Raw genomic sequence first — 13,877 nt, 5'->3', positions numbered from 1 at the left:
CTTTGCTGTGGAACAGGCATCCTGCCTGTTCTTGAAAATGGTGCAATATCTGAATTTTAACCGACTTTAGCTATTAGCCAGGGGTTGAAACCCCTGGCGGCTTCCACCGCTTTACCGCAAGGTAACAAACTCTTCAGCAGTCGATGGGTGAATGCCAATAGTCGCGTCGAAGTCTTTCTTCGTAGCTCCCATATTAACAGCGATCGCCATTCCTTGAATAATCTCGCCCGCGTCTTTCCCCACCATGTGCACGCCCAAAACTCTGTCAGTATTAGTTTCAACAACTAACTTGACAAAAGTCTTTTCGTCTGCACCTGTCAAAGAATGAAACATCGGTCTAAACTTGGCTGTATAGCACTTAATTGATTCGGGAAACTTAGCTTTAGCCTCCTCTTCTGTTAAGCCAACTGTAGCTGCTTCCGGCTGCGAAAATACTGCTGACGCAACATTTTCGTGACTGATCGATCTGGGGTTGTTACCAAATTCTGTATCGGCAAAAGCACGGCCTTCAGCGATCGCAATTGGCGTTAAATTGATGCGGTTGGTGCAATCTCCGACTGCAAAAATGTGCGGCTGGCTGGTGCGGCTGTCTTTGGTAACTGCGATCGCACCTTGATCGGTTTCTACTCCCGCGTTTTCTAAACCCAATTTTTCCAAGTTGGGCAAGCGCCCGGTAGCGGACAAAAGCGCGTCTACTATTAGCGTTCCTTCGGATTTTCCCGACAGCGTTAATTTTAAACCTTCTGGGGTTTTCTCAATGTGATTGATCGAGCTTTCTGTCAAAATTTCAACTCCGTGCTTAGTCATGCCTTCTTGGACGTTAGCGCGAATTTCTTCGTCGAAGTAGTGCAGAATTTGATCGCGCCGGATGATTTGAGTTACTTGGCTTCCCAATCCGTTCATAATGCAAGCAAATTCGACGCCGATGTAGCCGCCACCCCAAATTGCCAACCGTTTTGGTTGCTCTTTTAGCAGGAAGATTTCGCGGGAGGTAATCGCGTGTTCTATGCCTATAATTGGGACTCTTTGCGCTTCTCCGCCGACTGCAATTAAGATTTTGGCTGCGGTAAATTTTCTGTCACCAACTTCGACGGTGTGGGGGTCGATAAATTTGGCGTATCCTGAAATTAATTCTACTCCGGCTTTTTCGAGAAAGCTGATGTGCAGTTTGCTGAGTCGGCGCACTTCTGCGTCTACTGTGGTGACGAGTTTTGCCCAGTCGAAGCTGCTTTCTACTGAACTCCAGCCGTAGCCGATCGCATCTTCATAAAGGTGCGAAAATGTTGAGGCGTAAACCATTAGTTTTTTGGGAACACAGCCGCGAATTACGCAGGTTCCGCCTACTAAATCATTTTCGGCGATCGCCACTTTTGCTCCGTAGGATGCTGCTCGCTTGGAACTCGCCAATCCGCCGGAACCTGCACCTATCACAAACAAGTCGTAATCGTATGTCATAATTGTGTTACCAACAATCTCCAACTTCCCAAGTTTACGCTTAACTTTTCTTAATCATAGCTCAAAAATTTTGCTTTTGAGGAGCACTTTTGATAACTACATTTTGAGAACTACATACAGAGCTAATTGAGGGAGCAGGTAGCGTCACTCAACCCTACCTGCTTACTGGTATTGTCAGCTTCGTTAACTCTGCTGCTGTGACTCGGTAGATTGAGCTAGCTCTGTATTCTGCTCCTTTGACGCTGTTTCATCTGGTTTTTGGATTTGCTTGAGATGAATCTCATTCACCTGATTGATAAAGTTTTCTATTGCCATTTTTGTCATTTGTTGATTTTGGGCTTCGTCGGCTACATCATAGCAACGATAAGCTGGAGTCACTCCTAATACAAATTTCTCCTGTTCCGCTTCTAACAATTCCACAGTCGTGTTAGCAGAAATCCAATTCTCCTGAAAAGGAAAGGAGGTAACTATACTGGCGACTATGGAGGCGACAGCGGGACAAATTACGGGGAGCCACTTGAGCAACGATTGACCTGGTTCCAATTTGTCTACCAATACTAAAATTGGTGTGACTCCCGATAAAACAACGGTTGCCAATTGGAAAGTATAGTAAATATTTCTCGAAGTCTCTCTAGTGTTTTTATAGTCGTCAATCAACTCCTGGCAATATCGTAAAGCCTTTTCTCTCACCGGGGTAATCGGATTGTTATCCGAAACATCATTCGGGTTTAATAGATAATTATATAGTTGAGCTTTTTTTCGGATATCTAACTGATTAGCACTATTCCGAAAGTTGCGATCTAATTGTCTATTGGTCAGGAACAGAAAAATAAAACTAGAGAGAAAAACAGCTCCCAAAATAACGATAAGTTGGTTGTCTAGAAAAACTCTGGTAAGGATGCCTGCACCCACAAAAGCGGCCAGGGATAAATACTCAACAATTTTCAGGAAAGATAAAATTTGTGGACTCGATGAGACTGTATTGGAAATCTCGGTCTGGTTGGTATCGGTATAATTAGTCATTGCTTTGTAATCTGTTTGGCGATCGGATACAAGTTTAGCCTATTGGGGTGTCTATTCCACCCAAGCCCTGTCAACCTGGTGAAGAAGACCCTCAAACCCATGAAAATTGGTTGCGGGCGATCGTTAAATCTGATTCTTTTAACAGGTGATTACCAACAATAGTTCGGACAGTTTTTAATTGGCAAACCTAGAATAAGGGTTCAAGACCATTCGGCAATCGAGCTACCAACGGAAAATCGAGGGTTTCAGACTGCGAACTAAAAACAGTCCGAACTATTGTACCAAAATAAAAGCAGATGAACTAATCACTGGCTTGTTGTGAGACTTAGAGATGGTTATCTTTGAATAGTCCATGCGATCGCCTCTACTTGAGTTGGTAGATTTTTTTCCACTCCGACTGTACCTCCACGTCGGGTCAAAGTATTCACTATGACTTGAAGATAGAGATTCTGTTCATTAGCGTCGAAACAGCCGTCACCCCGAACGCGAATACTGATGGGAAGTGTTAGTTTAGTAGTTAGTTGTGTCGATCGCACAGAAAAAAAAATGCCTGAACTACAAACCGATACATACCAAGACTTCGACCCGCAAGTCCTCTCAAAGCCCGTTGTTGTCGGTCTGGAAGAGGTAACAAAAGTTTACGGAATTGGCGACCTCGAAGTTCGCGCCTTAAACGGCGTCAGCTTGACCGTAAGACAAGGAGAATATTGCTCGATTATGGGCGCATCGGGATCGGGCAAATCTACAGCTATGAATATTATCGGCTGTCTCGATCGACCTACGAGCGGCAGTTACTACTTAGACGGCGTAGATGTCGCCCAAATGCCCGAAGCAGAATTAGCCGGAATTCGCAATTTAAAATTGGGGTTTGTATTCCAACAATTTCACCTGTTGCCTCAATTGACCGCCTTAGAAAACGTCATGTTACCGATGGTTTATGCCGGCATTCCCGCATCAGAAAGACGCGAACGGGGAGTAGATGCTTTAACGAAAGTAGGTCTGGAAAGTCGGCTGCAAAACAGACCGAATCAACTATCAGGAGGACAGCAGCAGCGGGTAGCCATCGCCAGGGCTATCGTCAACCGTCCCGTGTTGTTGCTGGCTGACGAACCTACAGGTGCATTGGATACAAAAACTACTCAAGAAGTAATGGATATTTTTACCGAATTCAACGAAAGCGGCATGACTGTGGTTATGGTAACGCACGAACCGGAAGTGGCGCGCCAAACTCGCCGCGTTGTCTGGTTCCGAGACGGTAAAGTTATTCACAATAATCTCAACCCCGAAGAGCTTTCACACGCTGTATTTTAGTATAATAGTCGCCGAAAAGTCGGCGATTTCTATCGCTTTTTGTCAAACTTTCGTCCCTCTCGCTTGAGACTGAAGAATGAACAGGTTATTAGTCGTCATAGCGATGACTTTAGCTATTAGACAGGGGTTTTCAACCCCTGGCGGACTAATAGACAAAACGCCACATATCTGCTTAATGAAAAGCACTGGGAAAAGCTTCCCAAACTCGGTCGACAAATTCTCTAAGTTGCCGAGAAGCTATCGCACCATCCTTTTTTTCAGAGTCCAGAGACTGCAACTGACTCAACAGCGAAATTACCTCGGTATCCAGCGCCGCCCGAAACAAACTCCCCGGCCACAGCAAATCCGCACCATCCCGCAAATCGGATAAAGTGTATTCTTCCGACCATTGCGCCGATAAATCCTGCCCTGACAGTAATACAACTAACATTAAAGGGCGCACCCAACAAACTTGACGTGCCTCAACCACTTGGATCACCTCTGAATGCAGGCACGCATTTCCACATTCTAAACTGACAATTTGACCAGGCTTAAAGTTCAAAGCACAATCCATTAATGCTCACACTTAATACAGACATAAGAAAGCAACAAAATAAGTGCTGCATCTCTCGACAGCACCAGAAAACATTATATCATAATTCCTTATTCCTTATTCCTTATTCCTTCTTCCTTATTCCTGACATCCGCTACATCCGTTACATCCGTTACAGAATCCGTTGCCGAACTTCCTTCTTCCTTCTTCTCAACTTTCATCAAGATTTTTAAGAGCCTTTTCGAGTTGGGCCGTCAACAATGGTGCTTCTTTTTTACCGCCGCCATTGGCATAATCCGCCACGGAAATCGGAGAACCGATCGCAATTTTCACCTCAGAACCCCATTGAGGAATGCGCGGGCGATAGCGGATACTCATCGGTACAATTTTCACCCCTAAACCCGGTTTGCTCAACTCTGCTTGAATTGCCAAACGCGCCAATCCCGGCTTGATCGGGTGAACTTCGCCATCCTGAAAAATGCCGCCTTCGGGAAAAATCACCAACATCTGCTTGTCGAGGAGTAGTTCCACGCCGTAACGAAGACTGCTAATTGCTGGATGCTTGATATCCACAGCAAACCCTCCCAAATTTCTGATGAACCAACCTTGAAGTCCTTTCACTTCATCAGCAGTTACCATGAACCGCAAATCGCGTCCAGTCACCATCTGTCCGGTTGAATAGGGCATCATCAGGGCATCCCATCTGGAACGGTGCGTAGGGGCTAAGATGACAGGCCCGTCTTTCGGCAAGTGCTCCTGTCCGGTTACCTCAATCTTGCCAAAATGAAACGGTAGGACAATATAGTGACCTAGCGGATAGAGCAAGGAGGTTAACCAAGGAGAAACGCGAGAGGTATTAAATACTACCTTGGCAGGCATTGGCTTCACTAGAGATGATGTACTGGACTCAACGGCGATCGTGGCGGTGTGGCGCATAGCAATTAAGCTGCTTTATCGAGATCTAAAGTCTAAAGTAAGTTGTTGGACAAATCTTTAGTTTTTGGATCGGGACAGTTTGGCTATTGGCATTGTGCCGATCGAGCGATCGCGCCCGCAAGAGATAATCTCTAACAGGTAAAACCTCAGCCAACCGGACAGCATTAATTAATACAGACCAGTCGGCCACCTCGAAAGCTTGAGCGGGCAATTACGGATCTATTATTTCAGTTAAAGGGTCAATTGCGATTAAACATCGCTCATAAGAGAGTAAAAAATTTTACCTGTTAATTTTTCCGGCGCGCTTCAAACCAAGAAAGCAACCGATCGCGACAAACAGACTCCATAATACCGCCGAGCACCTCCAAGCGGTGACACGAATGCGCGCTATCGGGAATATTAGCAGCAGTCCGAATCGTGCCAGTTTTCGGGTCATCTGCTCCGTATACCAGCAGGCCAATCCGAGCTTGGACGATCGCACCAGCGCACATCGGGCAAGGCTCCAGCGTTACGTAGAGCGTGCATTGATTAAGATGCCAATCTTGCAAAACTTGCCCGGCCGCCCGCAAAGCCAAGATTTCAGCGTGAGCAGTCGGATCGCAGTCTCGCTCTCGTCGATTTTGCGCTTCGGCAATCAATTTGCCAGTACCGTCAACAATTGCAGCACCCACGGGTACTTCACCAGCATCACCGGCTGCTTGTGCCAGTTCCACAGCCCTAGCCATCCAGCGTTTGTGAATAAAATAAGTAGTATCACTAATAGACAACGGCTCAGTTTTAGAATTCACGTCATACCTACGTAACAGAAAAAACTTAAGATCGAGAAAGAAAATTACATTACAGCTTAAGAGAGAGTCATTTTTAATTATGGACACCACCACAATCACCAGTGAAGTTGTTGAGCTGTTGTGTCGCATTAGCCGGCAAAAGCTCCGGGAACAAGATATCACTCCTTTGGTAGTCTTTCTGACTGCTCTGATTTCGATCCTGCGCGGAGTGATGATTATTGACAGGACGATCGCAGTTGAAGAAGAAGAACGGCTGCAAAAGACTCTCAAAGCCTTTGCCAGCGGCGACCCCGATCGGATAGAACTAATTCAGCGCCTTGTCAAAGGAGTCTCCAAACAGCAGGTGTACTTCAACCCCACGGAATTGCTAACCCTGACAGCTTTGTTCTCAGAATCAGAAAAGCTGTTGCTCATCGGTTCCGGCTACGAAATGTCAGCGGCAGACGGACACATCGACCTGCGGGAGCAAATGTACTTACAGTCGATGGGAAATCGGCTCGGCCTCGACTCCAGACACATTGCAGTCCTAGACACTTTATTTACTAAAGAAGGAACCCTCGACTCAGAAGCTTTTGGCGAAGTTCAAGCTTTACTCGATCCCAGCGAATTCGAGTCGCGCGATCAGGTATTTGCGAAAGCAGCAAAGCACCTGCTGGCTCTTTTACTGCGCAAATAATCCAGCGCATATAAATTTTTGCGCAGTAAAAGTCGTGAGAGGAGTTCGAGGATTTGACGCTTTTTCCATTTGAGACGGGACTTGCGCGCTCTTACCCTCAAAAAGCAGGTTTTTTAACCGCTACCAAGAGCGCTGTACGGCTTATGTTGGTGAAAAACCTGGTTCCTGCGCAAGTCCCGCTTTATTTTTGTTGCAAGAGTCGATCGACCCTTGTATCCCATTGAACCGAATCAATCTAAAATCTAAAAGCGACTTGTCGCTGCCTTGATAGACCCAGTTTGGTCTCAAATCTAAAATTGATTGATTATGCAAATTGAATGGCAAACCGCCAAAACCTACGAAGACATTCTATATCACAAAAGCGGTGGCACCGCCAAAATTACCATCAATCGACCTCACAAACGGAACGCTTTCCGTCCTAAAACCGTGCAGGAACTGTGCGATGCCTTTACTGATGCCCGCGAAGACACAAAAATCGGCGTTGTCCTTTTCACCGGTGCGGGGCCTCATACAGACGGCAAATACGCCTTTTGTGCCGGCGGCGACCAAAGCGTGCGGGGTGCGGCGGGATATGTAGACGAAGGTGGCATACCCCGCTTGAACGTGCTCGACTTGCAGAAGTTGATTCGATCGATGCCCAAAGTTGTAATTGCTTTAGTTGCAGGCTACGCAATAGGAGGGGGCCACGTTCTACACTTAATTTGCGACTTGACGATCGCTGCTGACAATGCTATTTTCGGACAGACCGGCCCAAAAGTCGGCAGTTTCGACGGTGGTTTCGGAGCTAGCTATCTCGCCAGAGTTGTCGGCCAGAAAAAAGCCCGAGAAATTTGGTTTTTGTGCCGCCAGTACAGCGCGCAGCAAGCCCTAGAAATGGGTTTAGTCAACAGCGTCGTGCCCGTCGAACAACTAGAACTAGAAGGGATGCAGTGGGCTGCGGAAATTCTAGAAAAAAGTCCGATCGCGATTCGCTGTTTGAAATCTGCTTTTAATGCCGACTGCGACGGTCAAGCCGGTTTGCAAGAACTGGCGGGAAATGCTACTTTGCTGTACTATATGACGCAGGAAGGCGCCGAAGGCAAACAAGCCTTTTTAGAAAAACGGCAACCTGATTTTAGTCAATATCCTTGGCTGCCATAGTTGGATGGAGAAATCAGTTTTTTTATGCGCTCATATTAAAGTAGATACTGCTGATTTTTATGAGTTAGTAAAGCCAAATGCACCCTATCGCACAAAAGTGTGAGTATTGATACCAGTTCCCAAAAAGAATGAAACTGCTTTGCCAGATCCAAACCATGATACTGATCGGTGATTCCCCAATCGAAAATCGAAAATCGAAAATAATGGTATGAGCAGCAGGGCAGCCGACTAACTAGACCGATACTGCTGCTGCCGATTTTTCGGTTAACGTTGTGCCTGTAAGCTGGCAGGCATTGCGCTCGGAAAGAGTGACGGTGGCATCCTGCAGCGTCAGAGTCGATTCTTGCCACAGTCCAATTTGTTCTATGTTTTCCCAAGATGACCTAAAAGGCGAAACCGCTAAAGCACAAGCTTTCCAGTGACTTTGAACCGGCCCGCCGAGTAAAGCGCAAACACCCCCGCGTCTGCCCTCAGGGGTATAGTGACGGCAGTGACCACAAGCTGAAGTTAAAGGTGAAGTTAAGGAGGTTTGCATAAAAGTTCTTAGGGAAATCATTTTCATCTCTAATTCTCCTTTGCAGAGCTAGCCTGCCTTAGAGCATCCCAACCTTTATGCTGTCTGGGTTGTAGCGATCCCCGGAGCATAATTAAATTTTATAATTTATTTATAATCTTGTTATATTTAGAAACAATTGCCTCAGTCTTGGCTCATTGTATAGGTAAAAACACAGATTAAAAGTTTATAAAGCGGTCAGGGATCAAGAAAAAGTACAAATGCCGAACGAGTATGAGAGGTTATAAATAAGCGGTATATCCGGATACAGAAAGCTGCTTCGAGTCTCGCTAAGCAGCCTCCGGGACACAGAAACAATTAAGTTTTAAAATTAAAATTAAAAGATAGCTGCCAGCGATCGACAGCAGGCGATCGGGCCCCTGTTGCATTGACGCTAAAACTAGCTAATCATAAAATAAGCAAGTTTTCAAGCTTCTTGTTTCTATCTACAATCAAAACATTAAAATCAATTCAGAGGCGGTAGGAGTTTTGCTAATGAGTAAGCGTTCTTCGGTTGAATCCCCAAATCATCAATCCTCTTCAACCCCAATCAAGCCTGCTTTGCAAGCAGTCCTGGGGAGTCTGGATGTAAACCTAGAAGCAGAACTGACAACATACAGAAGGCACAGGCGGCGAGCCGAACAGTGGGTGTCCCCATCGGTTCGTACTGGCAAGCAAACAGCCACAACCGAGCAACAGCTAGCCCAAAATTTGCCCCTGGAGGCCGCGGAGGAAACCCAGCAGCCGCTGTCCCTGCCCCTATCTCTTGCCGGCATCCAGGGCGATGGCCCGCTAGCAACTACCAGGGGCGGCACAAAATTATCTAGCAGTGCCTTCGCACCCAACAATTATCTCGAATCAAGCGAAAAGCTGATCGAAAGTTTGGACGAGTCAAAAGCCGAGCCTGCCGTCGAACGCAGTTTAGCAGCCAGTCTGTTAACTCCCTTGGGACTGAGTTCGATGCTGCTGTTTCTGCTGTCGTGCACAGCTTTGGGCTACGCAGTCATGCACCCGTCAAGTCTGGCTAAGATGGCCGGCCTGAACCGTTTTCTCGATCGCGGTTCACCCTCTCCAAGCGACAGTCCCGCCTCTACTGCCATCTCAGATACCAGCACCAAGGAACTGCCGAAAGCTCCAAATCTGGTATCCAAGGAATTTGTCGAGCTAGATTTGAGCACTCTCAGCAATGTCAATCCGACAGCCAGCGCAATTCCTTCCCCGTCGCCAAAAGCCTCAATCCCGCCCAATCCGGCAGCGCCTCCTGGTCCCAGCGCGGCTGTCCCGATTCCGACAGAAGATGGCAACCCCGCCAGAGGGAGAGAACAAGGACTCAACAATATCAGCACGGCTTTGCTTCCCAGTCCCCGCCCCAGCGCCCAGCCAGTGCCGACACTGCCGACACTGCCTCCAACGCCCTCCCCAGCCCAGCCAGCCGCCGCATCTCCGGCGACAGCATCCCCAGCCGCCGCATCCCCAGCCGCCGCATCCCCGCTGGGAAGGCCGGCACGCGCTGCCGACGGTTTCTATTACGTTGTCACCGATTACACGGATGCAAAATCGCTGCAGCAAGCCAGAACCGCAGTTCCCGATGCCTACGTGCGGAACTTCTCAAAGGGTGTCAAGATCCAAATGGGGGCTTTGAACGATGCTGCCTCAGCAGAACTTTTGGTGAAAGAACTGCAAGCAAAAGGGGTGAAGCCGCAATACTATCAGCCATAAATTAGGCAAAGAGAATTAAACTGAGGATCGGCGAGTAGGTTGGTCCCGCGGCACGAACCCTCGGTTTCGCTTCACCCAACATTTGCTCAGTTTTGATGGGTAACGCTCGCGCCCTACCCATCCTAAAAATAATCATGACGACCTAACTTAGAGGGAATTAAAATTTCAAAATTAAAAATTAAAAAGACGATTGATGAGTTTTCATTTTTAGTTTTTAATTGTGATTTCTCTGTCTTAATTCTAAAGTTGAAAATCGGGAGACGGGCCTCATGGGATTATTCGATCGCCTTTGGCGAGTGATTCGAGCCAATATTAACAGTTTGGTCGGGGCGGCAGAAGATCCAGAAAAAATTCTGGAACAGGCTGTAATGGATATGCAGGAAGATTTAGTGCAGCTCAGACAAGCTGTGGCAGGGGCGATTGCAGCTCAAAAACGCACCGAACGCCAGTGTTCCCAAGCTGAGTCTACTGCCGCAGAATGGTACCAGCGGGCGCAGCTAGCTTTGCAAAAAGGCGAGGAAAATTTGGCGCGGGAAGCTCTGACGCGCAGGAAATCTTATCAAGAAACGGCAACGGCGATGAAAGCCAGTCTCGGGCAGCAAAACGCTGTTGTGACTCAACTTAAAGACAATATGCGGGCGCTAGAAAGTAAGATTTCCGAGGCAAAATCTAAAAAAGATATGTATATTGCCCGAGCTCGATCGGCTCAAGCATCGGAAAGGCTTCAAGAAATGATGGGCAATCTCAATACAGGCAGCGCTTTGAGCGCGTTTGAACGGATGGAAGAGAAAGTCATGCAGCTAGAATCTCGCTCCGAAGCAATCGCAGAACTCGGAACTAACGATTTAGAAAAGAAGTTTCTCTCTCTCGAAGGTGCCGAGGATGTCGATACTGAGTTGGCGGCGATGAAAGCACAAATGCTTCCGGGCAAAAATACACCTAAATTGCCCTCGGGCGAGCCGCCAGCATCCTGAACCCCAGGCAGCAGAACAATAGTTGAGACCAGCAAAAACTTCTCAACAGCCTAGCTAGAGATGGCTCGAAGCCTGTGGGGGAATTCCCGGATCGAAGTTAAACTCAATAGATAGGTGCATGAATAAGCTTGCCTGCACCACTTACTCGATCGCTTTAAACTGGATTTATCTGTCTGCAAAAATTGCCAAAAACTAAATCGCACTAAAAATCTGACAAGAGTGAATTTCACAACTGCGGGCTAGCGCCTAAAGCCTGCTTTCCGCCTACTTCGTACACCTCACCCTGGAAAAATAGCATTATGGGATTATTTGACCGCATTAGCCGAGTCGTCAAAGCCAATCTTAACGATCTGGTCAACAAAGCTGAAGACCCGGAAAAGATTTTAGAACAGTCCGTTACGGATATGCAGGAAGACTTGGTGCAGTTGCGTCAAGCCGTTGCCAGTGCGATCGCCACTCAAAAGCGCACTCAGACTCAGTACAATCAAGCTGAGTCTCAGTCTAACCAGTGGCAGCAGCGCGCTCAGCTAGCCCTGCAAAAAGGAGACGAGACTTTGGCCCGGGAAGCGCTGGTGCGCAAAAAGTCTCACGCTGAAACGGCGGCTACCCTGAAAGCCAGTCTGGATCAGCAAGCGGCTCAGGTGGAAAGCCTCAAGCGCAACTTGATCGGTTTGGAGAGCAAGATTTCCGAAGCTAAGACTAAGAAGGATATGCTCAAAGCGAGGATATCCGCTGCTAAGGCTCAGGAACAGCTCAACAATACCATTGGCACCTTGAATACTGGCAGTTCAATGGCGGCTTTCGATCGCATGGAAGAAAAAGTTTTGCAGATAGAAGCTCGCGCGGGAGCTTCGGCAGAATTGGCCGCCGGCGGCAGCAATTTAGAGGAACAGTTCCGCTTGCTCGAAAGCGGCGGTGATGTTGACGACGAGTTGGCTCAGATGAAAGCTCAACTGACCGGAGGTTCTGTGTCTCAAGGTAAATTGCCGGCAGCGGGTAAAACTGCTGCTAGCACTTCGGAGTCGAGTCCGGTGATTGACGCTGAGTTGGAAGAGCTGCGATCGGAACTCAATAAAATGTAGTAATCTGCTTCATAAAACTTACCTAAACTTGTCTAAAGCCATCTTTAGACACAATTTGGAGTTTACTTCCTACCCTGTTGGGTAGACGGCTAATCCCAAGATAAGTAGGCTATCCCCCTCAAGCCGAGGGTTCCCAGTTTAAAATATTCAAACTGGCATTCAAATCACGATCTAAAGATATGCCACAAACAGGACAGTCAAAAATCCGAAGACTTAGTGGCATATCTTTTTTACTGCCACAATTTGAACAGGTTTTAGAGCTGGGAAACCATTGGTCTACCAACACTAGACTAGCTCCATACATTTGGCACTTGTAATCGAGTTGACGTTTGAATTCGTAAAACGCTAGATCTGATATTGCTCCAGCTAACTTGTGATTCGCCATCATCCCCCGAACGTTCAAGCTTTCAATCTTGATTAGTTTGAACGTTTGGGCTAAATAAGTTGTTAGCTTGTGAAGGAAATCTAAGCAAATGCGAGCTATCCGCGCAGGTCGCAGACTAATTTTATTGTAGGTTTTGCGCTGGTTTTGGGAACCTTTTACCTGTTTTGATGCTTTGCGTTGCAATTTAGGAAATTTGGTTTTCGCTTGCTTTAATGGTTTTGGCGCATCAAAGACCTGCTGAGTTGACAGCGCGGCAAAAGATTTAATGCCCATATCGATCCCTACAGAGTTCTCAGGTTGTCGAACTGGCAAACGTTCGGCATCAACACAGAAAGAGACTTTCCCAGCGACTCCCTTCTTTTGAAATCGTAAAAGTTTGAGAGACGAATCCGCATTCTAATGGTTCATAAAGTCGAAAAGTTCCCAAAGTAGGAATCTTGATGGTGTTGCCAGCGATTAGCAGGACTTTTCCACTAGACGAGTCAACAGTGAAAGATTGACCATCTCGTCGGCTAGCAAATTTCGGATGACCTGCTTTTCCAGAGCGATATCGGCTAAAAGCATCTTTCAAATCAATCAAAGCATTTTGATAAACTCGGCTAGACAACTGGTTCATCCAGCCTAATTCAGGCTGTTTCTTGACGTGGTTGGTAAGAACTTTTTTAACTTCGTTGAGTATCTTTGAGTCTGTAAATTTCCCCTCGCCATACATTTGAGTCCGTAAATTCAACCCAAAGTTAAATACTACGCGCCGGAATCCTGCGTGTTTTGCCATCAAGGTCGCTTCGGCGTTATTTAATTTGAGCGCTCGCTTGACGGCAAACATACTAAAACTTCCTCAAGGGCGATTAACTCTGAATAAGTTTAGCGAACTATTTGGTACTTAAGTCTTGCTCTATCAAAATTTACCTATTTCTCAGATCGCAGGTTTGATAGAATTCTCCGCCGACCTACAGCGCTAGCTTGGGGAGGTCGGAGTTTTTTTAGGAATCGTTTAATACACAAAATAGCGGTTTTGTCAACTATCTTTATGTTTAATTAAGTAATTAAGTCTTTAAAAAAAGTGATAGAGTAACTTTATTCCTTGCAATTGTGCCGGCCGCGCCCGAGCGTAAGTGCAAATAACTATAAAATATGGCGAGTCTGTCATGCCCGTGCAACCTTCTAGAGGCTTTTGTAAAATCAAGTTGGCTCTCCTGAACTTGTGGTTATAATTTTATCTAATCAGAGAAGCAAGCTAATACGCGATTCCTGAAATTATTAAAATTAGAAAAGCCATATCCTTGGCGCATTATCAACTTAA

General features: G+C 46.7%; 15 protein-coding genes. 6 read left to right on the top strand and 9 right to left on the bottom strand.

Going from position 1 to position 13,877, the window contains the following annotated elements; all coding sequences use genetic code 11:
- Nucleotides 1–111: 111 nt before the first annotated feature.
- The 3 genes from gor to E5S67_RS19545 all read right to left on the bottom strand — a co-directional run bounded on the left by gor (nucleotide 112) and on the right by E5S67_RS19545 (nucleotide 3,014).
- Nucleotides 112–1,455, bottom strand: a complete 1,344-nt coding sequence (gor, locus tag E5S67_RS19555; protein ID WP_172190053.1) for a glutathione-disulfide reductase — start codon at nucleotides 1,453–1,455, stop codon at nucleotides 112–114.
- 183 nt (nucleotides 1,456–1,638) lie between these two features.
- Entirely contained in the window at nucleotides 1,639–2,478 is an 840-nt protein-coding gene (locus E5S67_RS19550) for a DUF4231 domain-containing protein (protein ID WP_172190051.1), read from the bottom strand.
- A gap of 335 nt (nucleotides 2,479–2,813) precedes the next feature.
- Nucleotides 2,814–3,014, bottom strand: coding sequence for a hypothetical protein (locus tag E5S67_RS19545; protein WP_172190049.1), 201 nt, complete (start codon nucleotides 3,012–3,014; stop codon nucleotides 2,814–2,816).
- A 10-nt stretch (nucleotides 3,015–3,024) separates the two neighbouring features.
- Here E5S67_RS19545 and E5S67_RS19540 point away from each other — a divergent pair, with 10 nt between their 5' ends.
- Nucleotides 3,025–3,789: an ABC transporter ATP-binding protein gene (locus tag E5S67_RS19540; RefSeq protein WP_246276876.1), complete on the top strand. Its 765-nt coding sequence runs from the start codon at nucleotides 3,025–3,027 to the stop codon at nucleotides 3,787–3,789.
- Between the two features lie 172 nt (nucleotides 3,790–3,961).
- Here E5S67_RS19540 and E5S67_RS19535 read toward each other — a convergent pair whose 3' ends face one another.
- The 3 genes from E5S67_RS19535 to tadA form a co-directional block, all read right to left on the bottom strand.
- Entirely contained in the window at nucleotides 3,962–4,330 is a 369-nt protein-coding gene (locus E5S67_RS19535) for a hypothetical protein (RefSeq protein WP_422614759.1), read from the bottom strand.
- Nucleotides 4,331–4,531: 201 nt separating this feature from the next.
- Nucleotides 4,532–5,257, bottom strand: a complete 726-nt coding sequence (locus tag E5S67_RS19530) for a lysophospholipid acyltransferase family protein (protein ID WP_172190045.1) — start codon at nucleotides 5,255–5,257, stop codon at nucleotides 4,532–4,534.
- Nucleotides 5,258–5,544: 287 nt separating this feature from the next.
- On the bottom strand, nucleotides 5,545–6,045 hold the full coding sequence (gene tadA, locus E5S67_RS19525; RefSeq protein WP_172190043.1) for a tRNA adenosine(34) deaminase TadA: 501 nt from the start codon (nucleotides 6,043–6,045) through the stop codon (nucleotides 5,545–5,547).
- Nucleotides 6,046–6,124: 79 nt separating this feature from the next.
- Between tadA and E5S67_RS19520 the strand changes: the two genes are divergently transcribed.
- Both E5S67_RS19520 and menB read left to right on the top strand, forming a co-directional pair.
- The gene (locus E5S67_RS19520) at nucleotides 6,125–6,721 is read left to right on the top strand and encodes a TerB family tellurite resistance protein (RefSeq protein WP_172190041.1); all 597 of its coding nucleotides are present in this window, start codon (nucleotides 6,125–6,127) and stop codon (nucleotides 6,719–6,721) included.
- A gap of 306 nt (nucleotides 6,722–7,027) precedes the next feature.
- Nucleotides 7,028–7,861 (top strand): 1,4-dihydroxy-2-naphthoyl-CoA synthase, encoded by an 834-nt coding sequence (menB, locus tag E5S67_RS19515; protein ID WP_172190039.1) that lies wholly within the window; start codon nucleotides 7,028–7,030, stop codon nucleotides 7,859–7,861.
- A gap of 232 nt (nucleotides 7,862–8,093) precedes the next feature.
- Here menB and E5S67_RS19510 read toward each other — a convergent pair whose 3' ends face one another.
- A complete protein-coding gene (locus E5S67_RS19510; RefSeq protein ID WP_172190037.1) occupies nucleotides 8,094–8,423 on the bottom strand; it encodes a hypothetical protein in 330 nt (109 codons plus the stop codon).
- A 486-nt stretch (nucleotides 8,424–8,909) separates the two neighbouring features.
- Here E5S67_RS19510 and E5S67_RS19505 point away from each other — a divergent pair, with 486 nt between their 5' ends.
- The 3 genes from E5S67_RS19505 to E5S67_RS19495 all read left to right on the top strand — a co-directional run bounded on the left by E5S67_RS19505 (nucleotide 8,910) and on the right by E5S67_RS19495 (nucleotide 12,189).
- A complete protein-coding gene (locus tag E5S67_RS19505) occupies nucleotides 8,910–10,133 on the top strand; it encodes a hypothetical protein (protein WP_172190035.1) in 1,224 nt (407 codons plus the stop codon).
- A gap of 269 nt (nucleotides 10,134–10,402) precedes the next feature.
- The gene (locus E5S67_RS19500; protein WP_172190033.1) at nucleotides 10,403–11,107 is read left to right on the top strand and encodes a PspA/IM30 family protein; all 705 of its coding nucleotides are present in this window, start codon (nucleotides 10,403–10,405) and stop codon (nucleotides 11,105–11,107) included.
- A 299-nt stretch (nucleotides 11,108–11,406) separates the two neighbouring features.
- Nucleotides 11,407–12,189, top strand: coding sequence for a PspA/IM30 family protein (locus tag E5S67_RS19495; RefSeq protein WP_172190031.1), 783 nt, complete (start codon nucleotides 11,407–11,409; stop codon nucleotides 12,187–12,189).
- Between the two features lie 118 nt (nucleotides 12,190–12,307).
- Here E5S67_RS19495 and E5S67_RS33485 read toward each other — a convergent pair whose 3' ends face one another.
- Nucleotides 12,308–12,886 (bottom strand): RNA-guided endonuclease InsQ/TnpB family protein, encoded by a 579-nt coding sequence (locus E5S67_RS33485; protein ID WP_246276875.1) that lies wholly within the window; start codon nucleotides 12,884–12,886, stop codon nucleotides 12,308–12,310.
- A 10-nt stretch (nucleotides 12,887–12,896) separates the two neighbouring features.
- Entirely contained in the window at nucleotides 12,897–13,400 is a 504-nt protein-coding gene (locus E5S67_RS33480) for a helix-turn-helix domain-containing protein (protein WP_246276874.1), read from the bottom strand.
- Nucleotides 13,401–13,877 lie beyond the last annotated feature (477 nt).

Origin of the sequence: Microcoleus asticus IPMA8 (assembly GCF_013179805.1) — a bacterium.
Classification (GTDB): Bacteria; Cyanobacteriota; Cyanobacteriia; order Cyanobacteriales; family Microcoleaceae; genus Microcoleus; species Microcoleus asticus.
This window is presented reverse-complemented; position numbering and strand designations above follow the sequence as displayed.

Coding starts and splice junctions, on each gene's coding strand:
- E5S67_RS33480 (WP_246276874.1), bottom strand. CDS start 13,400: ATGTTTGCCGTCAAGCGAGCGCTCAAATTAAATAACGCCGAAGCGACC.
- E5S67_RS19550 (WP_172190051.1), bottom strand. CDS start 2,478: ATGACTAATTATACCGATACCAACCAGACCGAGATTTCCAATACAGTC.
- E5S67_RS19505 (WP_172190035.1), top strand. CDS start 8,910: ATGAGTAAGCGTTCTTCGGTTGAATCCCCAAATCATCAATCCTCTTCA.
- gor (WP_172190053.1), bottom strand. CDS start 1,455: ATGACATACGATTACGACTTGTTTGTGATAGGTGCAGGTTCCGGCGGA.
- E5S67_RS19520 (WP_172190041.1), top strand. CDS start 6,125: ATGGACACCACCACAATCACCAGTGAAGTTGTTGAGCTGTTGTGTCGC.
- E5S67_RS19495 (WP_172190031.1), top strand. CDS start 11,407: ATGGGATTATTTGACCGCATTAGCCGAGTCGTCAAAGCCAATCTTAAC.
- E5S67_RS19530 (WP_172190045.1), bottom strand. CDS start 5,257: ATGCGCCACACCGCCACGATCGCCGTTGAGTCCAGTACATCATCTCTA.
- E5S67_RS19510 (WP_172190037.1), bottom strand. CDS start 8,423: ATGAAAATGATTTCCCTAAGAACTTTTATGCAAACCTCCTTAACTTCA.
- E5S67_RS19500 (WP_172190033.1), top strand. CDS start 10,403: ATGGGATTATTCGATCGCCTTTGGCGAGTGATTCGAGCCAATATTAAC.
- E5S67_RS19540 (WP_246276876.1), top strand. CDS start 3,025: ATGCCTGAACTACAAACCGATACATACCAAGACTTCGACCCGCAAGTC.
- menB (WP_172190039.1), top strand. CDS start 7,028: ATGCAAATTGAATGGCAAACCGCCAAAACCTACGAAGACATTCTATAT.